This window comes from Kitasatospora sp. NPDC088861 (genome assembly GCF_044750105.1).
Taxonomy (GTDB): Bacteria; Actinomycetota; Actinomycetes; order Streptomycetales; family Streptomycetaceae; genus Kitasatospora.
This window is the reverse complement of record NZ_JBIVJF010000002.1, coordinates 637,557-654,463: the sequence shown is the minus strand read 5'-3', so window position 1 is coordinate 654,463 and position 16,907 is coordinate 637,557. Positions and strand designations below refer to the sequence as shown.

The 16,907-nt window shown below is 73.5% G+C and carries 16 protein-coding genes and 1 pseudogene; 9 read left to right on the top strand and 8 right to left on the bottom strand.

The genetic code is table 11. The annotated features are described in order from the left end of the window. The first annotated feature begins 18 nt into the window (after positions 1–18). On the top strand, positions 19–1,425 hold the full coding sequence (locus ACIP37_RS06580; protein WP_363584795.1) for a selenium-binding protein SBP56-related protein: 1,407 nt from the start codon (positions 19–21) through the stop codon (positions 1,423–1,425). Positions 1,426–1,485: 60 nt separating this feature from the next. On the opposite strand, the gene ACIP37_RS06575 is transcribed toward ACIP37_RS06580, so the two are convergent. Both ACIP37_RS06575 and ACIP37_RS06570 read right to left on the bottom strand, forming a co-directional pair. Then, complete coding sequence (locus tag ACIP37_RS06575; protein WP_400843402.1) at positions 1,486–2,727, bottom strand: globin domain-containing protein; 1,242 nt, start codon at positions 2,725–2,727, stop codon at positions 1,486–1,488. A gap of 178 nt (positions 2,728–2,905) precedes the next feature. Then, positions 2,906–3,793: a helix-turn-helix transcriptional regulator gene (locus ACIP37_RS06570; protein ID WP_363584791.1), complete on the bottom strand. Its 888-nt coding sequence runs from the start codon at positions 3,791–3,793 to the stop codon at positions 2,906–2,908. A 158-nt stretch (positions 3,794–3,951) separates the two neighbouring features. On the opposite strand from ACIP37_RS06570, the gene ACIP37_RS06565 reads away from it, so the two are divergent. Further along, positions 3,952–5,046 carry an NAD(P)-dependent alcohol dehydrogenase gene (locus ACIP37_RS06565; protein ID WP_400843399.1) on the top strand — a complete coding sequence of 365 codons (1,095 nt, stop codon included), beginning with the start codon at positions 3,952–3,954 and terminating at the stop codon, positions 5,044–5,046. A 97-nt stretch (positions 5,047–5,143) separates the two neighbouring features. On the opposite strand, the gene ACIP37_RS06560 is transcribed toward ACIP37_RS06565, so the two are convergent. The 3 genes from ACIP37_RS06560 to ACIP37_RS06550 form a co-directional block, all read right to left on the bottom strand. After that, positions 5,144–5,674 (bottom strand): DUF6114 domain-containing protein, encoded by a 531-nt coding sequence (locus tag ACIP37_RS06560; RefSeq protein ID WP_244293257.1) that lies wholly within the window; start codon positions 5,672–5,674, stop codon positions 5,144–5,146. Positions 5,675–5,676: 2 nt separating this feature from the next. Then, entirely contained in the window at positions 5,677–6,333 is a 657-nt protein-coding gene (locus ACIP37_RS06555) for a DUF6230 family protein (protein WP_363584787.1), read from the bottom strand. A gap of 142 nt (positions 6,334–6,475) precedes the next feature. Continuing rightward, positions 6,476–7,228, bottom strand: a complete 753-nt coding sequence (locus ACIP37_RS06550; protein ID WP_363584785.1) for a TetR/AcrR family transcriptional regulator — start codon at positions 7,226–7,228, stop codon at positions 6,476–6,478. Between the two features lie 387 nt (positions 7,229–7,615). On the opposite strand from ACIP37_RS06550, the gene ACIP37_RS06545 reads away from it, so the two are divergent. The 3 genes from ACIP37_RS06545 (at position 7,616) to ACIP37_RS06535 (ending at position 10,855) form a co-directional block, all read left to right on the top strand. Next, positions 7,616–8,287 (top strand): Tat pathway signal sequence domain protein, encoded by a 672-nt coding sequence (locus ACIP37_RS06545; RefSeq protein ID WP_363584783.1) that lies wholly within the window; start codon positions 7,616–7,618, stop codon positions 8,285–8,287. A 265-nt stretch (positions 8,288–8,552) separates the two neighbouring features. After that, a complete protein-coding gene (locus ACIP37_RS06540; protein ID WP_363584781.1) occupies positions 8,553–9,431 on the top strand; it encodes a MoxR family ATPase in 879 nt (292 codons plus the stop codon). After that, complete coding sequence (locus ACIP37_RS06535) at positions 9,428–10,855, top strand: VWA domain-containing protein (protein WP_400843395.1); 1,428 nt, start codon at positions 9,428–9,430, stop codon at positions 10,853–10,855. Before ACIP37_RS06540 ends, ACIP37_RS06535 begins: the two co-directional genes overlap by 4 nt. A 29-nt stretch (positions 10,856–10,884) precedes the next feature. On the opposite strand, the gene ACIP37_RS06530 is transcribed toward ACIP37_RS06535, so the two are convergent. Both ACIP37_RS06530 and ACIP37_RS06525 read right to left on the bottom strand, forming a co-directional pair. Beyond that, a complete protein-coding gene (locus tag ACIP37_RS06530) occupies positions 10,885–11,559 on the bottom strand; it encodes a DUF4328 domain-containing protein (protein WP_400843473.1) in 675 nt (224 codons plus the stop codon). A gap of 458 nt (positions 11,560–12,017) precedes the next feature. Next, positions 12,018–12,926, bottom strand: coding sequence for an MBL fold metallo-hydrolase (locus tag ACIP37_RS06525; RefSeq protein WP_400843392.1), 909 nt, complete (start codon positions 12,924–12,926; stop codon positions 12,018–12,020). Positions 12,927–13,144: 218 nt separating this feature from the next. Here ACIP37_RS06525 and ACIP37_RS06520 point away from each other — a divergent pair. From ACIP37_RS06520 to ACIP37_RS06505, 4 genes and pseudogenes are all read left to right on the top strand, one after another. Then, positions 13,145–13,366 (top strand): annotated as a pseudogene (locus tag ACIP37_RS06520) (hypothetical protein); the annotation flags it as partial. Further along, positions 13,353–14,744, top strand: a complete 1,392-nt coding sequence (locus ACIP37_RS06515; protein WP_400843389.1) for an amidase — start codon at positions 13,353–13,355, stop codon at positions 14,742–14,744. The pseudogene ACIP37_RS06520 and the gene ACIP37_RS06515, both read left to right, overlap by 14 nt. Before the next feature lie 121 nt (positions 14,745–14,865). Continuing rightward, positions 14,866–15,447 (top strand): TetR/AcrR family transcriptional regulator, encoded by a 582-nt coding sequence (locus tag ACIP37_RS06510; protein WP_363625455.1) that lies wholly within the window; start codon positions 14,866–14,868, stop codon positions 15,445–15,447. 118 nt (positions 15,448–15,565) lie between these two features. Next, on the top strand, positions 15,566–15,766 hold the full coding sequence (locus ACIP37_RS06505) for a hypothetical protein (RefSeq protein WP_063346158.1): 201 nt from the start codon (positions 15,566–15,568) through the stop codon (positions 15,764–15,766). Positions 15,767–15,829: 63 nt separating this feature from the next. Here the strand turns inward: ACIP37_RS06505 and ACIP37_RS06500 are convergent, their stop codons facing one another. Continuing rightward, positions 15,830–16,798 carry an alpha/beta hydrolase gene (locus ACIP37_RS06500; protein ID WP_363584761.1) on the bottom strand — a complete coding sequence of 323 codons (969 nt, stop codon included), beginning with the start codon at positions 16,796–16,798 and terminating at the stop codon, positions 15,830–15,832. Positions 16,799–16,907 lie beyond the last annotated feature (109 nt).

The window sequence follows — 16,907 nt, the reverse complement described above, 5'->3', positions numbered from 1 at the left end:
GCGAGTTGAGGAGAACACATGCCGCAGGCCGGCCACACCGATCCGTCGCTGTACCGTTCGGCCGCCGAGGCGATCGCCGCGCCACCGGAGACGCTGGCGTACGTCGCCGGGTTCGACCGGGCCGGGGAGCGGCCGGACGCACTGCTCACCGTGGACACCGATCCGGCCTCGGCGAGCTACGGGAAGGTCCTCAACTTCGCCGAACTTCCGACACTGGGCGACGAGTTGCACCACTTCGGCTGGAACGCCTGCTCCAGCGCACTGGCGCACGCCTGCCACGAGAACCCCGAGCGGCGCTACCTCCTCCTCCCGGGCCTGCGCTCCTCGCGGCTGCACGTGATGGACACCCGGCCCGACCCCGTCCGGCCGCGCCTCGTCAAGACCGTCGAGGCGGCGGAACTCGCCGCCAAGGCCGGCTACTCGCGCCCGCACACCCTGCACTGCGGACCGGACGGGGTGTTCCTGTCCTGCCTGGGCAGCGGGGACGGGAACGACGGGCCCGGCGGGGTGGCGCTGCTGGACCACACCACCTTCGAGGTGCTGCGCGCCTGGGAGACGGAGCGCGGGCCGCAGCACTTCGCGTACGACGTCTGGTGGCACCTGGGGACGAACGTGGGGGTGACCAGCGAGTGGGGCACGCCCTGGATGGTGGAGGGCGGGGTCGTCCCGGAGCTGCTGCTGGGCCGCAAGTACGGGCACGCGCTGCACTTCTGGGAGCTGGACTCGGGGCGGCACCTGCAACGGGTCGACCTCGGCGACCAGTACCAGATGGTGCTGGAGCTGCGCCCGGCGCACGATCCGCAGGCGGAGTGGGGCTTCGCCGGGGTGGTGACCAACGTCGAGGACCTGTCCGCCTCGGTCTGGCTCTGGTACCGGGAGGGCCCGGCGTTCACTGCGCGCAAGGTGATCGAGATCCCCGCCGAGCCCGCCAAGACGGAGGACCTGCCGCCCGCGCTGCAACCGTTCGGCGCGGTGCCGCCGCTGATCACGGACATCAACCTGTCGGTGGACGACCGCTGGCTGTACGTGTCCGCGTGGGGCACCGGCGAACTGTTCCAGTACGACGTGTCGGATCCGTTCCACCCCAGACTCGCCGACTCGGTGCGGCTGGGCGGGGTCGTCGCCCGCACCCCGCACCCGGCCGCGCCGGGACGCCCACTGAGCGGCGCCCCGCAGATGGTCGAGATCAGCCGGGACGGGCGCCGGCTCTACCTCACCAACTCCCTCTACGGCGCCTGGGACGACCAGTTCTACCCGGACGGCATCGAGCCGTGGATCGTCAAGCTGGACGCCGACACCGAGGCGGGCGGGTTGAGCGTCGACGAGCGCTTCTTCCCGCACGGCGCCGACTTCCGGGGTCTACGGGTGCACCAGACCCACCTCGCGGGCGGCGACGCCTCCTCGGACTCCTACTGCTACCGGTAGGACGTCCAGCGGCCCGTACGGCCTACCGGTAGGACGTACCACTACCGGTAGGCCGTACGGCTAGCGGGCGAGCGCCTGGTCGTAGCGGACCTGGGCCAGGGGCAGCCCGGCGGCGAGCAGTTCGGAGCGGACGGAGGCGACCATGCCGGCCGGGCCGCTGACGCAGGCGAGGTGCTCGCGCCAGTCCCCGGTGCCCGCGACGGCGTCGGCGAGCCGGCCTGCGGTGACCGGGGTGAGCGCCAGCCAGGGCTTGTGCAGGCCGAGTTCGGAGAGCGCGGACCAGTCGTAGAGGTCGCCGCGGTCCCGGGCACCGACGAACAGGTGGACGCGGCGGCCGCGCGGGCGCCGGGCGGCCTGCTGCTCGACGATGGCCTTCATCGGGGCCAGGCCGGTGCCGCCGGCGACCAGCAGCAGGTCGCGGGTGTCGTCCTCGGGCAGCAGCCCGCCGCGCGGCGGGCCGAGGCGCAGCCGGTCGCCGACGGCGGTGCGTTCGACGAGGGCCGCGCTGACCCCGTCCGGCCCGGTGCGCCGGACGTGGAACTCCAACTCGTTGTCGGTGCGCGGCGCGCAGCCCATCGAGTACTGCCGCCAGGTGTGCGGGAGCGTCGGGTGCTCGACCGTGCCGTACTGTCCGGCCCGGTACGGGTAGGGCTCGCCGGTGCGCACGCGCAGGACGGCGAGGTCGGGGCGGCGGCGCTCGTGGCCGGTCACCACGGCGTGCCAGTACGGGGGTTCGGTGAGCGCGGAGTCGGCGCCGGCCGTCATCGCCGCGACGGCGAAGCGCAGCATCCGGACCCAGGCCGCTTCCATCTCCTCGGTCCACCGGGCGGCCGCCCGGTGCCGGATCGCCGCGCACAGGGCCTCCTCGAAGGCCTCGTAGTGGACCGGCCGGACGCCCAGTTTGCGGTGGTCGCGCCCGAGTTGGCGCAGGGTCGAGGCCAGTTCGGCCGGGTGGTGGAGGTGGTCCACCAGGTGGCGGAGGATCCGCTCCAGGTGGGCCTGCTGGAACTCCATCGAGGCGGGGAAGAGCGGACGCAGGTAGGGGCGGCGGCGGAACATCACCGCGTAGAGGTGATCGATCAGTTCGGAGAGCGGTTCGAGCAGGCCGAGGTCGCGCCGGATCAGCCGTTGGTCGGCGGCGCCGCCGTACGCGCCGACGCCGACGCCGGCCGGATCTGGACCGAACGGCGAGGTCGGGGTGAGGAGTTGGCGGCGTAGCCGCATCGCGTGGTGGCGGGCGATCAGCCGGTCGTACTCGGCGGTGGTGCCGCTGGTGGTGTTTCCGCTGGTGGTGGTGTCCATGACCCGTCCAGTCAATCGCCGCCCGGTTACCGGCGAGAAGGGCCGATGGCCCCGATCGGACCCGGGACCATCGACCCCTTGACGGGAAGACCCGGCGGGAGGGCCCGGCGGGGAGGCCTCGCGGGAGGGCCCGACGGGGAGGCCCGACGGGAAGGCCGGGCAGAGAGGCCCCGCGTCGCTACCGGGCGGGATCGGCCGGGGTCGCCTCGGCGGGCTCGGGGTGGAACTCGGTGGCCGCCCAACTGGCCAGCAGGCGCAGGGATTCGGCGGAGCTGGAGCCGGGCTCGGCGTGGTAGGTGACGAGCACCTGGTCGACGTCCCCGGCCGGGCGCAGCGTCTCGTACTGGAGGTTGAGCCGGCCGACCACCGGGTGGTGCAGCCGCTTGGTGCCGTGGCCCTTGTCCTGGATGCTGTGGGTGGCCCAGAGGCGGCGGAAGTCGGCGCTCTTGAGGGAGAGTTCGCCGATCAGCGAGGCGAGCCTGGGGTCGTCCGGATCCCGTCCGGCGTCCAGCCGCAGCATGCCGACGACGTCGGTGGCCTTGCCGTCCCAGTCCTCGTAGAGCTCGCGGGAGGCCGGTTCGAGGAAGAGCTGCCAGGCCATGTTGCGCTGCTCGGGCGGCATCGCGGCGAAGTCGCCGAGCAGGGCGGTGCCGAGCCGGTTCCAGCCGATGATGTCCAGGCGCCTGCCGAGGACGTACGCGGGCACGCAGTCCATCGCGTCTAGGAGCTGCTGGAGCGCGGGCCGGACCCGCTGCGGGCGGGCGGCGGCCCGGCCGGGGCGACGGCGGGCGGGCCTGGTGAGCCGGCCGAGGTGCTCGCGCTCGGCGGGGCTGAGCCGCAGCACGCGGGCGATGGCGTCCAGGACGGCGGCGGAGACGCTCTCGCCGTGGCCCTGTTCGAGCCGGGTGTAGTAGGCGGTGCTGACTCCGGCGAGCAGGGCCAGCTCCTCGCGGCGCAGGCCGGGCACCCGCCGCCGGGTGGTGCTGTCCGGCAGGCCCACGTCCTCGGGCCGCAGCCGGGCGCGGCGGGATCGGAGGAACTCGCTGAGTTCGGTGCGCTGGTCCATGTCTGCAGTATGCGGGGGATCCGGGCGGCGGGGGCGGGGGGAAGGGTGATACCGCCGTGCGTACGTTCCGTGGTCGTACGTCCGGGGTCCCTAGGCGTGGCGTACGTACGAAAGGCTCTGGTCTGGCTGGTCGCGCCGCACCGACGCAGGCTGGAAGCATGACGAACTCGACGAACGCAACGACGACGAGCACCACCGAGGGCACCACCCGCACGGTCGCCGCCTACGCCGCGGCGCGGCCCGACTCCCCGCTGGAGAAGACCACCGTCACCCGCAGGGCGGTGGGCGAGCACGACATCGTGATCGACATCAAGTTCTGCGGCATCTGCCACTCCGACATCCACCAGGTCGGCGAGGACTGGGGCACCGGCATCTTCCCGATGGTCCCGGGCCACGAGATCGCGGGCGTGGTCACCGAGGTCGGCCCGGGCGTCACCCGCTGGCAGGCCGGCGACCGGGTCGGAGTCGGCTGCATCGTCGACTCCTGCCGGGAGTGCGACAACTGCCGGGCCGGCCTCCAGCAGTACTGCACCGGCCAGGGCGGCACCGTCTTCACCTACAACAGCGTCGGCCACGACGGCCTGCCGACCTACGGCGGCTACTCCTCGAAGCTGGTCGTCGACGAGGCGTACGCGCTGCGCATCCCCGACAACCTGCCGCTGGACGCCGCCGCGCCGCTGCTGTGCGCCGGCATCACGCTGTACTCGCCGCTCGCGCACTGGGGCGCCGGGCCGGGCAGGAAGGTCGCGATCGTGGGCCTCGGCGGGCTCGGCCACATGGGCGTGAAGCTCGCCCACGCCATGGGCGCGGAGGTCACCGTGCTCAGCCAGTCGCTGCGCAAGCGCGAGGACGGGCTGAAGCTCGGCGCCGACCACTACCGGGCCACCTCCGACCCGGCCACCTTCACCGAGCTCGCGGGCACCTTCGACCTGATCGTCAACACGGTCTCCGCCGACCTCGACCTGAGCGCCTACCTCGGCCTGCTGCGCACCGACGGCACCATGGTGCAGGTCGGCGCGCCGGAGAAGCCGGTCACGGTGAACGCGCACGCGCTGCTCTCCGGCCGCCGTTCGCTGGCCGGTTCGATGATCGGCGGGCTGCCGGCCACCCAGGAGATGCTGGACTTCTGCGACGAGCACGGCATCACTGCGGAGATCGAGCTGATCCGCGCCGAGCAGGTCAACGAGGCCTACCAGCGGGTGCTGGCCGGCGACGTCCGGTTCCGCTTCGTGATCGACGCCGCGACGATCTGACCGTCACGGCCCGACCCCGCACTCCCCCGTGCCCCGACGCCCCGCCCCCTGGTGCTCTCCCATCACCAGGGGGCGGGCGCCGTCGGGGCGCCTCGGGCTAGACCCCGGCCGGGTCGGCCCCGGCCCCGGCCGTGCCCGCTCGGGACGACCGGCGTTCCTGGCGCCGGTCCTCCCGCCGCTGCCGCCCCCGGCGCAGCGGCTGATCGGGCAGCCAGCCGAAGGTGAGGCAGGCGCCCACCAGTCCGAGCAGCATCCCGATCACGAAGCCGCCCAGGTTGGAGGTGAGCCAGCTCGCCAGCGCGGCGAGCACGGCGAGGACGGAGTAGAACAGCCGCTGGGCCGGGTTGAACAGGATCAGCAGGCCGCACAGCACCATCACCGCCGGCACCAGGTAGCCCGCCAGCCCCTGCATCCCGATGTGCAGGACGACGGGCAGCGGGGCACGCAGGGTGAACAGGATCTCGGCGCCGCCGAACAGCACCAGCAGCCCGCCCCAGAACGGCCGCTGGCCCCGCCAGTCGCGTTTGACCGGTCGGGTGGTGGCGGGAGCGGGGGCGGGAGCCGTCCCCACGGCCCCCTCCGCGACGCCCTCGCCGGAACCGGCCGGCTCCGGTACGGACTCCGTCATGGTCAGCAGCCCTGGGAGCTGAAGCTCAGCCGCAGGTTGGGCAGTTTGAACCCGACGGCGGTGCTCGCGTAGTTGTGCTGCTTGAGGTGCGTCAGCACGACGGTGTCGGCCTGCTGCCCGAAGACGCCCGGGTTGCCCTTGCCCGCGTTGCCGGCCTTGGTGTAGGTGCTGGCGTCGCCGCCGATCTCGATGTTGGTGAACTCCGCGTCACCGGACAGCATGTCGGAGTCGGTGGTGAGGTCGGTGGCGGAGACGGGGGTGCCGGCGTCGCCGGCGTGGATCACCAGGTTGACGCCACCGAGGTCCACGCTCTGGCACAGGTTGGTGATCTCGGCCTTCTTGATCGCCGAGACCGCGACCAGCACCTGACCGCCGGTGGAGCCCTGGTTGGGGCTGTCGGGGATCATCGAGTCCAGGCTGCCGAACTGGGCGAAGCCCTTGCCGTCGAGCTTGTCCGCGGTGATCGTGAACGGCATGCCGCTGATGGAGAACTGGGCGGCGAGTACGCCCTGGGCGGTGAGGGCCATCAGGACGGCGCCCGCCGCGACGGCCGGAACGGCCATCCAGGCGCTGCGCTTGAGCCGTACCCGCCCTCTCCTGGTGCCGGTCGGCGTCTCCGGGGTCTCGGCCGCGGCGGCGGCGTCCTCGGACATGGCCATGTGTGCTCCCTGTTGGGTGGGTGGGATGTGCAGGCACTGGCACGGTGCCCTGGCGCGGACAGCGTTCCACGGCCCGACCGGGCCGCCCGCCCCTCGGCAGCGGGGCGGGCACGGTCAGGCCGCGCTTTGAGTAACTGGGAAGCTACTGCCCGGTAGTGGCCGGGTCAATACGGGTGCACGAAGGATCTTCACCGATCGGCAACCCGAGCCGGACGGCCGCCTGCGCCGGGCCGAGGAAGGGCGCGAGACAGAACATGCTCAACACCGGCAGGAGTTCCGGAAGTTGAACCGTCCGACCGGAGTCGATCCGCCGGTAGAGCGCGCTGTAGACCCCGCCCACCACGGCATCCACCAGCTCCACAACCCGCACACCGCCCAGCGGTTGGGGCACCTCGGCGAAGAACGCCCGGAACCGGGTGAGGAGTTGGTCCCGCTCGCGGCGGCCGGCCGGTCCGACCGCCTCGATCTCGATCACCGCCATGGTCGCGAAGGCCGGTGTCCCCGCCAACAGATGGAGCATCGCGCCGAGCGCCTGCCGGATCCCGGCGCACCAGTCGGACTCCGCCGCGAAGGCCGCCGCCATCCGTCGGAGAACCACCCCGGTGCCGTGCCGGTGCGCGGCCAGGAAGGCGTCCTCCTTGCCGCTGAACAGCTCGTAGAAGACCGGCCTGGTCACCCCGGCCGCGCGGCAGATGTCGCTGACCGTGGCGTGCTGGTAGCCGCGCGCGGCCACCGTCTGGACCAGCCCGTCGAGCAGCCGCTCGCGCTGGGTCGCGGCCACCACGCCCGGGGGCAGCCGGCTCGGGCCGCGCTTGATGGACCGGGCTGGGTCACGACCGGCCCGCGCGCCCGGCAGCAGGATCACGTCGGCACTTCGGAGGTGTTTCCGTTCCATCACCAACTCCTGTTACCTGTATTGACATTGACGCAACATCGGGTTTACAACACTGACAGGTTTCCAACCGGTGGGCGACCCTGTCACCACCGGACAACCTCCAGGGGCTCCGGCGGCCCCGGGCGAGCAGCCCGGGCCACGGGACCACGAGCGGACGCAGGCCCGCGGCGGTGGCAGCCGCCGACGTGCACTCCTGCACTCGCAGCGCACGTCCGCACCTTCACACCGCTGTGCCGTACGAGCGGGCCCGTGGCGCCGGGCCCGCCGCACCACGGCCCCGCGAAGCCCCCGGCACGCCATGCCCACGCACCTCCCCCGCCGTGCACGCCACCACACCCGCACCGCGGGCCACCCCCACCCGTCTCCGCACGGAGAGAGGTCACCCTCATGCGCTTTCGCCGCACGCTCGGTACCGCGGCCCTCGCCGCCCTCGCCTTCACCTGCGCCGCCGTCGCACCCGCCCAGGCCGACGGCTCCGCGGTGCTGACCACCGGCAGCAGCAGCGGCCCGGACGTCGCCGTCGGCGACGTCCTCACCGCCAGTCTGGTCTCGGGCACCACCGCCACCTTCTACAGCAGCGCCAGCGGAACGAGCGGCATCAGCTGTGCCAACTCGGCCTTCTCCGCCACCGTGACGGCCAACCCGGCCGCCCCCGGCAGCGCGGTCGAGCAGCTCAACACCCAGACCTTCGGCTCCTGCTCCTCCAACGTCCTCGGCGTCACCGGCGTCAAGAGCATCACCGTCAACAACCTGCCGTTCACCAACACCGTCGGCGACGGCCCCGGCAACCCGGTCGCCCTCACCCCCGGCGCGGCCGGCGCGATGAAGACCACGGTCGTGCTCAGCACCATCCTCGGCAGCGTCAACTGCGTCTACCAGACCACCACCGGCATCTCCGGCACCACCTCGAACACCGGCAACACCATCGGCTTCACCTCCCAGCCGTTCAACCTGGTCTCCGGCTCGGGCCTGTGCTTCTCGACCGGCTACTTCAGCGCCACCTACGGCCCGGTCACCGACACCTCGGTGGCGGGCAGCCCGCTCATCTTCGTCAACTGACGACCCGAGGGGCCTTCGTCGACTGACGTCCGGTCAGACGTCGTCAACTGACGGCCGACCGGCGGGAACAGACGAGCGGCGTACGGCGACCGCGGTCGCCGTACGCCGCTCCGGCGCGCCCGCACGCCCGCCAGGTGATCCAGAAGCACGCCCCGCCGCCGGCCCGGCTCAGCCCTCGCCACCCGCCGAATCCCCCGAGACGGCGAAGTGACCGGCCGGTAGGGTGCTGCCGCACGGACACGGCCGACAGGAACGGGACGGGCAGATGAGCGGCAGCGGCGACGGCACGGGGTTCTTCGCATCGGTGGCGGACACCGCCGACCAGCTGGCCGCCACCGGCTACCTGGCCTCCACCGCCGTGGCCACCACCGTCTTCCTCGCCGACCGGCTCGGCAAGCCGCTGCTGGTCGAGGGCCCGGCCGGGGTCGGCAAGACCGAACTCGCCAAGGCGGTGGCCGCGATCGGCCGGGCCCGGCTGGTCCGGCTCCAGTGCTACGAGGGCATCGACGAGGCCCGCGCGCTCTACGAATGGAACCACGCCAAGCAACTGCTGCGGATCACCGCCGGCCGCGACGAGGGCTGGGACCAGGCCCGCACCGACATCTTCGGCGAGGAGTTCCTGCTCACCCGCCCGCTGCTCACCGCCATCCGCGGCGACGAGCCCACCGTGCTGCTGATCGACGAGATGGACAAGGCCGACGTCGAGGTGGAGGCGCTGCTGCTGGAGGTGCTCAGCGACTTCCAGGTCACCGTGCCCGAACTCGGCACCATCGCCGCGAGCCGCCGCCCCTTCGTGCTGCTCACCTCCAACGCCACCCGTGAACTGTCCGAGGCACTGCGTCGACGCTGCCTCTTCCTCCACCTCGACTACCCGGACGCCGAGTTGGAGCGGCAGATCGTCCGGCGCAAGGTGCCCGGCCTGGACGACACGCTGGCCGCCTCGCTGGTCCGGGTGGTCGGCGCGCTGCGCGCGATGGACCTGCGCAAGGCGCCGTCCGTCGCCGAGACCATCGACTGGGCCCGCACCCTGCTGGCCCTCGGCGCGGACACCCTCGACGAGGCGGTCGTCCAGGACACCCTCGGGGTGATCCTCAAGCACCAGGACGACATCCGGAAGGCCGCGCAGAAGCTCACCCCCGCATGACCACCGCCCCGCCCCCGGCCGACACCGCCGCCCGGCTCACCGGCCTGGTCCGCGCGCTGCGCGGGCACGGCCTGCGGATCGGCCCCGCCGAGACGGTCGACGCGGCCGCCGTCCTCGACGTCCTCGGATTCGCCGACCGCGAGCAGATGCGGGCCGGCCTGGCCGCCGCGCTGCTGCGCTCGGACACCCAACGGGCCCTCTTCGACGCCACGTTCGACCTGTTCTTCCCGCTCGGCGTCGGCACCCCCGAGGCCGTCCGCGCCGACCCGCCCGCACTCCCGGACGACCCCCGGCCACCGCGCCCCGGCCGCCCCGACCCGCTGCGCGACGACCTGCGCGAGCGCCTCGCCGCCGCCCTGGCCGCCGACGACCGGGCCGCCCAGGCCCGGCTGGCCGGCGAGGTGGTGGAGGCCTTCGGCCGGTACGGCGCCGGTGCCACGCCGGCCTCAGACGGCTGGTCGGCCCACCAGGCGCTCGGCCGGCTCGCCCCCGAGACCCTGCTCGCCCGGATCCTCGCCGCCCTGCGCGAGCAGGCCACCGCCCCGGACCTGTCCGACCGCGTCCTCGCCGACGAGATCCGCCGCCGCATCCAGGACTTCCGCGCCCTGGTCGCCACCGAGGCCCGCCGCCGGGTCGCCGAACTGCGCGGCGCCGAGCGGATCGCCGAACGCGCCGTCGCACCCACCGCGGACCGGATCGACTTCCTCGCCGCCGGCCGGGACCAGCTCGCCGAACTGCGCCGCACCGTCCACCCGTTGGCCCGCAAGCTGGCCACCAGGCTGGCCGCCCGGCGCCGCGCCGCACGCGGACGGATCGACCTGCGCCGCACCCTGCGCCGCTCGCTGTCCACCGGCGGGGTGCCGCTGCGCCCTGCCTACCGGCTGCGCCGCCCGGCCCGGCCGGAACTCGTGCTGCTGTGCGACGTCTCCGGCTCGGTGGCCGGATTCGCCGACTTCACCATGCTGCTGGTGCGGGCGATGAGCGAACAGTTCAGCAAGGTGCGGGTGTTCGCCTTCGTGAACCGCACCGCCGAGGTCACCGCCCTGCTGGCGCGCGGCGACGCCGACCCGGCCCGGCTCGCCGCCCGGATCCTCACCGAGGCCAAGGTGATGGGCCACCACGGCAACAGCGACTACGGCTCCGCCCTGGGCGAGTTCGCCGAACGGCACCTGGACACGGTCGGCCCGCGCACCAGCGTGCTGATCCTCGGCGACGCCCGCAACAACCACCGCGACCCGAACCTGGACGCGCTGCACCGGATCGCCGGCCGGGCCCGGCGGGTCCACTGGCTCAACCCCGAGCAGCCCGCCCTCTGGCGGACCGGCGACTCCGCCGCAGCCGCCTACGCGGGCGTCGTGGAGATGCACTCCTGCCGCAACGCCCGCCGCCTCGGCGAACTGATCGCCCGCCTGCTGCCGGTGTAGGGAGCTTCCGAGTCCGCCGCCGTGGCGGCCTAAGCCTGGGCCTGCGCCTGGGCCTGGGCCTGCGCCCGAGCTTCCTCGGCCGCCACCTGGGCGGCCCTGGCGGCCAGCGGGTTGATGTCGGCCCGGCGCGCCCACTGCATGGCCGTCAGCCGCTGGACCACCACGATCGCGGCGACGGCCGCGACCAGGCGCAGCGCCGAGCCGGCGGTCTCCACCCGGATGGTCTCGCGCAGGTCCTCCATGCCGTCGATCACCGTCACGTCCACGTACTTCATCATCGAGCTGGCGATCCGGTTGACGACCAGCGCGCCGATCCAGGTGGACCACCACAGGACCAGGACCTTCTCCGACACCGTGCGGCGCCGTCCCTCCGCGTCCAGCGGAGCGCTCGCCCGCCAGCAGTCCACCATCAGCTGCCAGGGGAACCAGAGCAGGACGAACGGGGTGACCCAGGCCCCGATGGTCCAGCCGCGTCCGCGCCGGTGCCCGTGCGGCAGCAGCAGGTCGGCGTTCTGGCGGATGCGGTAGAACCAGATGATGAACACCACGGCGGTGACCAGCGCCAACGGAAGGAAGACCCCGTTCAGCCCTTTCACCAGGGAGTCCACGGTATCGAAGTCGTCGAGGTCAGCCGACCCGTCCGCCAACTGGCCCAGCAGGACATCGGACCAGAGGCCGGCCACGACCGCCCCCGCCGCCAGCATCGCGTTCACCCCCAGCAGGACGTAGACCGCGATGGCAAGGCTGTTCGCCGGTCGGAGCGCCGCCGCCCAACCCGGCGCCGCCTCCGCGCAGCCGAAGCAGCGTCGGCTCTCGGTCCCCGCGGGACGCGCCCCACACGCCACACACACCATCAGATCGTCAACTCCTGGAATCGCCGCGTGCTCGGACTCGCACGCCGGTGCCGCCAACGCCCCGACCGGGGCGGGCGCGCCGACTCTAGGGGATCACCGACGTCCGCTGCCAGCGAGATTTCGCAGCTCAGCGGCGGTATCGCCAGATAAACGACAGATCACGCGGGAATCGAACCCCGGGGAGCCGACTCCGACTCACCACCCCTACCCCGCGCGCCCGTCCCGCTCGATCCGGGTGTGCGGTCGACGGACCTCGGGCGCAGGACTGGTGAAGGGGTGCGAGCGTCCCGGGGAGGTCGAACGCGGCGTCAGGCCGAGGGTACGGGCAGCAGCCGGTAGGCGTCCCCGTGCGTGAGCACGCGACCGGCGGTGGGCGGCGCGAAGTGGGTGCCGAGCAGGAGGGTGTCCGTGTCGGCGAGGGAGCCGAGGAGCTTGCGGCGCGAGGCCTCGGACTGCCGCGGGTCGATGTCGACGCAGGCGCCGATGGCGGGGTGGGCGAGCTGGACCGGGTGGTGGACGCAGTCACCGGTGATCAGCGCCGCCTCGCCCCGGCTGGTCAGTTCGACGGCGACGTGGCCGGGGGTGTGACCGGGGGTGGGGATCAGGCGCAGGCCCGGGGCGACCTCGACGCCCTCGGCCGGGACGTCGACGAGGTCCAGCATCCCGGCCCGCTCGACCGGGATCACGGAGTCGAGGAACATCTGCCTCCGCGCCTCCTCCAGGTCGTACCCGGCCCAGAACTCCCGCTCGGCGCGGGAGGTGAGGTAGCGGGCGTGGGGGAAGGTGGGGACCCACTCGTCGTTCACCTCCCGGGTGTTCCAGCCGACGTGGTCGGCGTGCAGGTGGGTGAGGATCACCAGGTCGACGGAGTCCGGGGGGAAGCCGGCGGCGGTGAGGCGCTCCAGGTAGTCGGTCCGCAGGTGGTGCCAGGCCGGGTTGGCCCGCTCCTTGCCGTTGCCTATGCCGGTGTCGACGAGGACGCGCAGCCCGCCCACGGCGAACGCGAAGCTGTGGCTGTCCAGGTGCAGGACACCCTCGTGGTCGGCGAAGTGGGGGTGCAGCCAGTCGTGGCCGGTCACCACCTCGGGGGTGGCCTCGGGCAGCAGCCACGGCCCGGTCGCGGGCGGCAGGAGGGTCTCGTCGATGCGATGGACGGTGACGCCTCCCACCGTCCAGGCGGGGATGGGGGCGGGGGCTTCGGACGTGGCGCCGGACATGGGGCTCCTCCCGTAAACGCAATCGGTTTGCGTTAAGCCATCGTAGGACCTACAGTCCGACTAACGCAAACAGTTAGCTTTTGGTGCGGGTGCCATCTCGCTCCAGCCCCGATCAGGAGAGAACGCCCATGTCCTCCGCCGAACCGCCCACCACCGAACACCCCTCCGCCGAACCTCCCGCCGAACCGCCCACCGGTCCGTCCGCCGCCGAACGGCCCGCCACCGACCTCACGCCGCCCGAGGCCGCCCGCTGGGCCGCCCGGGCCGGGCTCCCCCTGCCCGCCGACCGCCACGACCCGGTCGCGGCCACCGCCAACCAGCTGCTCTCCGTCGTCGCGGTCCTGCGGGAGCTGGACTTCGGGGACACCCCGCCCGCGAGCGCCTACTGCGCGGAAAGCGCCCACTACACGGACGAGGAGACGCACGATGCAGCCGTATGAGCTCTCCCTCGCCGCCGCCGCGGAGGAGATCCGGGCCCGGCGACTGTCCCCCGTCGAACTGGTGGACTCGGTCCTCGACCGCATCGAGCTGGTCGAACCGCACCTCGGCGCCTACGTCGCGGTCACCGCGGAGCGGGCGCGCCGGGCGGCCCGCGAGGCCGAGCAGGAAGCGGCGCGCGGCCTGCACCGGGGGCCGCTGCACGGCGTCCCGATGGGGCTCAAGGACCTGATCGACGTCGCCGGGCTGGCCACCACGGCCAGTTCCCGGGTCCGCGCCGACCACCGCGCGCAGGCCGACAGCACGGTCGCCGCCCGCCTGGCCGCGGCCGGCGCGATCCTGGTCGGCAAGACGCACACCCACGAGTTCGCCTACGGCCTGACCACCCCGCAGACCGGCAACGCCTGGGACCGCGGCCGGGTCGCCGGCGGCTCCAGCGGCGGATCCGCCGTCGCCGTCGCCGCGGGCGCCGCGACCTTCGCGCTGGGCACCGACACCGGCGGCTCGATCCGGGTGCCCGCCGCGCTCAACGGGGTCGTCGGCCTCAAGCCGACCTACGGCCTCGTCCCCCGCCACGGCGTCGCGTCCCTGTCCTGGTCGCTGGACCACGTCGGCCCGATCGCCCGGACCGTCGAGGACACGGCCCTCGTCCTGGACGCCCTCGCCGGGCACGACCCGCGCGACCCCGCCTCGCTGGCCACCCCCGCCGTCGGCCATCAGCCGGGCGCGGACACGGACCTGACGGGGCTGCGCGTCGGCGTGCCGCGCAGCTACTACTTCGACCGCGTCGACGTGGAGGTGGAGGCCGCCGTCCGGCGCGCCATCGAACACCTGGAGGCACTCGGCGCACGGCTCGTCGACGTCGACATCCCGATGACCCGCTACCTCCAGGCGACTCTGTGGGGGCTGGTGGCACCGGAGGCCACCGCCTACCACGAGCACTCCCTGCGGGCGGTGCCCGAGCTGTACCAGGCGGACGTCCGCGCCCTCCTGGAGGCCGGCGAGCTGATGACCGCCGGGGACTACCTGCGCGCCCAGCGCTCCCGGACGCTCATGCGGCAGGAGTGGGCCCGGATGCTGGAGGAGGTCGACGTGATCGCCGCCCCGACCGTCCCGGTCACCGCGGTACGGACCGACCAGGAGGCCGTCACCTGGCCCGACGGCACGGTCGAGAGCGTCCCCGACGCCTATGTGCGCCTGTCCGCCCCCGCCAACATCACCGGGGTGCCCGCCCTGTCCGTCCCGGTCGGCCGGGACGCGGCGGGCCTGCCGATCGGCATGCAGCTGCTCGGCCGGCCGCTCGGAGAGCGCACGCTGCTGCGGGTCGGCCACGCCTTCGAGCGGACGCAGCCCGCCCGGGCGCTCGCGCCGGCGGTCTGAGAACAGCAGGCGGGCCGGGCCGGACGGCGCCGGCCCGCCGTCCGGCTCCGAGGCGGGCCCCCCGGCACCCCGGCACCCCGGCACCCCGTAAACGCAAGGATTGTGCTTTAAGGTGTTTATCATGAGTCGCAAACAGATGGTGCGCCCCGGCGGGCGCAGCGCCCGGGTCCAGGCATCGGTGCACACCGCTGTGCGTGAACTCCTCGCCGAGGTGGGCCGCGACGCGCTGACGGTGCCGCTGGTCGCGCAGCGCGCGGGCGTCACCCCGTCGACGGTCTACCGCCGCTGGGGTGACCTCCAGGAGCTGCTGTCCGACGTCGCCGTGGAGCGCCTGCGGCCCGACACGGCGCCGGAGGACCTGGGCGACCTGCGGTCCGACCTGACGGCCTGGGCCGAACAGTTCCTCGACGAGATGGCCTCCCCCTCGGGCCGCGCCTACATCCGCGACGCCCTGCTCGGCGACCCGGACGGCGGCAACGCCGGCCAGTGCTCGGACTACGCGGCCGAACAGGTCGGCGCCGTGCTGAGCCGGGCGGGCGGCCGCGGGGAGGACACGCCCGGCGTCGAGGCGGTCATGGACGGCGTCGTCGCCCCCCTGATGTACCGCATCCTCTTCCGCCCGGCCGGCCTCGACCCCGCGTACGCGCGCCGGCTCGTGGCCGAACTCCTCGACCCGTACGGGGCCGGTCCTTCGGGCGGATGATCGTTCACCGGGCGAGGACGGGCAGCTCACGTTATCGACGGGCAGCTCAAGTTATAAGCTTCTGCGGGACGTTCACGAGCCCGGCCGCTGGCCGGGACCTCGCCTGGGAGGAAGCGTCGTGGGGAAGAAGATCCCGGTGCGGACCGGATGCCAGAACTGCTCGCGGTGCACCGGCTCGATCGGCGGCAACGCGGCCCGCAAGACGGTGCGGGGCACCGGGGTGGCGCTCGGCGCGGTGGTCACCGTCGGCCTGAGCCTCCTCTTCATCCGGAGGTGCCGCGCCTGCGACCACCCCATGGGCAGCCACCACCACCACTGATCGCGCCGCCGGACCTCCGCAACCCGGCTCCGACCCGGCATCCGGGCCGGAGCCGGGCGGGCGTCAGGCGTCCAGGTGCTTGAGGAAGTCGAGCAGCGCCTCGTTGACCTCCGCCGGGCGCTCCTGCTGCGTCCAGTGCCCGGTGTCCGGCAGCCGGACGTGGCGGTGCAGCTTGGGCACCCGGCTCAGCAGGTGGGCCAGCACCTCCGGTGGGACGAGCGCGTTCACCATGTCCTGTTCGCCGGCCACGTACAGCGCCGGCACGTCGATCGTCACGCCGTCGAAGGCGGCCATCAGTTCGGCGTTGCGGTCGATGTTCCGGTACCAGTTGAGCCCGCCCGTGAAGGCGTGCTCGCCGTGCAGGGCGTAGTCGGCCGCGAGGGCGTCGATGTCCGCCTCGGTGAGCCAGGCCGGCAGCTGCGCCGGCTCCGGGATGGTGTCCAGCAGGACCTTGCCCTCGGGGACGACCCATGGCTGCGGCTTCCCCCCACCGCGCGGGCCACCGCCCAGGATGCGGCGGAAGCTGGACTTCACGTCGGCCGCCAGTTCGGCGTCGGCGCGGCCCGGCTCCTGGAAGTAGTTCTGGTAGAAGCCCTCGCCGAAGTTCTCCCGGGACTCCCGCAGCGGCCGCGGCCCGCTGGGCAGCGGCGGCACGCTCAGCCCGGCGACCCCGCGCACCAGGTCCGGCCGAAGCGCGGCGGTGGCCCAGGCGACCGGCGCGCCCCAGTCGTGCCCGACCACGACGGCCCGCTCCTCGCCGAGCGCGCGGATCAGCGCCGTGACGTCGCCGACCAGGTGCAGCAGGGAGTACGCGTCCACCCGCTCGGGCTGCTCGCTGCGGGCGTAGCCGCGCTGGTCGGGGGCGACGACCCGGTAGCCGGCCGCGGCGAGCGGGGCGAACTGGTGGCGCCAGGAGTACCAGCTCTCCGGGAAGCCGTGCAGCAGCAGGACCAGCGGGCCCTCGCCCTGTTCCGCGACGTGCAGACGGACACCGTTCACCTCGACGTGGCTGTGCTTGATCGCGTCGTTCAAGTCCCGCTCCCGGTCCGGTGGAAGGGCCGGGGCATCCGTTTCGCCCCGGTCCTTCCCGGCGCAACACCGCCGGGGCGCGGGGCATTCCCGCCGCCCCCCGGGGAAAACG

Bases quoted from the DNA above. Each gene is read 5' to 3' on its own strand.
- ACIP37_RS06580 (WP_363584795.1), top strand. From the start codon at position 19: ATGCCGCAGGCCGGCCACACCGATCCGTCGCTGTACCGTTCGGCCGCC.
- ACIP37_RS06575 (WP_400843402.1), bottom strand. From the start codon at position 2,727: ATGGACACCACCACCAGCGGAAACACCACCAGCGGCACCACCGCCGAG.
- ACIP37_RS06570 (WP_363584791.1), bottom strand. From the start codon at position 3,793: ATGGACCAGCGCACCGAACTCAGCGAGTTCCTCCGATCCCGCCGCGCC.
- ACIP37_RS06565 (WP_400843399.1), top strand. From the start codon at position 3,952: ATGACGAACTCGACGAACGCAACGACGACGAGCACCACCGAGGGCACC.
- ACIP37_RS06560 (WP_244293257.1), bottom strand. From the start codon at position 5,674: ATGACGGAGTCCGTACCGGAGCCGGCCGGTTCCGGCGAGGGCGTCGCG.
- ACIP37_RS06555 (WP_363584787.1), bottom strand. From the start codon at position 6,333: ATGGCCATGTCCGAGGACGCCGCCGCCGCGGCCGAGACCCCGGAGACG.
- ACIP37_RS06550 (WP_363584785.1), bottom strand. From the start codon at position 7,228: ATGGAACGGAAACACCTCCGAAGTGCCGACGTGATCCTGCTGCCGGGC.
- ACIP37_RS06545 (WP_363584783.1), top strand. From the start codon at position 7,616: ATGCGCTTTCGCCGCACGCTCGGTACCGCGGCCCTCGCCGCCCTCGCC.
- ACIP37_RS06540 (WP_363584781.1), top strand. From the start codon at position 8,553: ATGAGCGGCAGCGGCGACGGCACGGGGTTCTTCGCATCGGTGGCGGAC.
- ACIP37_RS06535 (WP_400843395.1), top strand. From the start codon at position 9,428: ATGACCACCGCCCCGCCCCCGGCCGACACCGCCGCCCGGCTCACCGGC.
- ACIP37_RS06530 (WP_400843473.1), bottom strand. From the start codon at position 11,559: ATGCTGGCGGCGGGGGCGGTCGTGGCCGGCCTCTGGTCCGATGTCCTG.
- ACIP37_RS06525 (WP_400843392.1), bottom strand. From the start codon at position 12,926: ATGTCCGGCGCCACGTCCGAAGCCCCCGCCCCCATCCCCGCCTGGACG.
- ACIP37_RS06515 (WP_400843389.1), top strand. From the start codon at position 13,353: ATGCAGCCGTATGAGCTCTCCCTCGCCGCCGCCGCGGAGGAGATCCGG.
- ACIP37_RS06510 (WP_363625455.1), top strand. From the start codon at position 14,866: ATGAGTCGCAAACAGATGGTGCGCCCCGGCGGGCGCAGCGCCCGGGTC.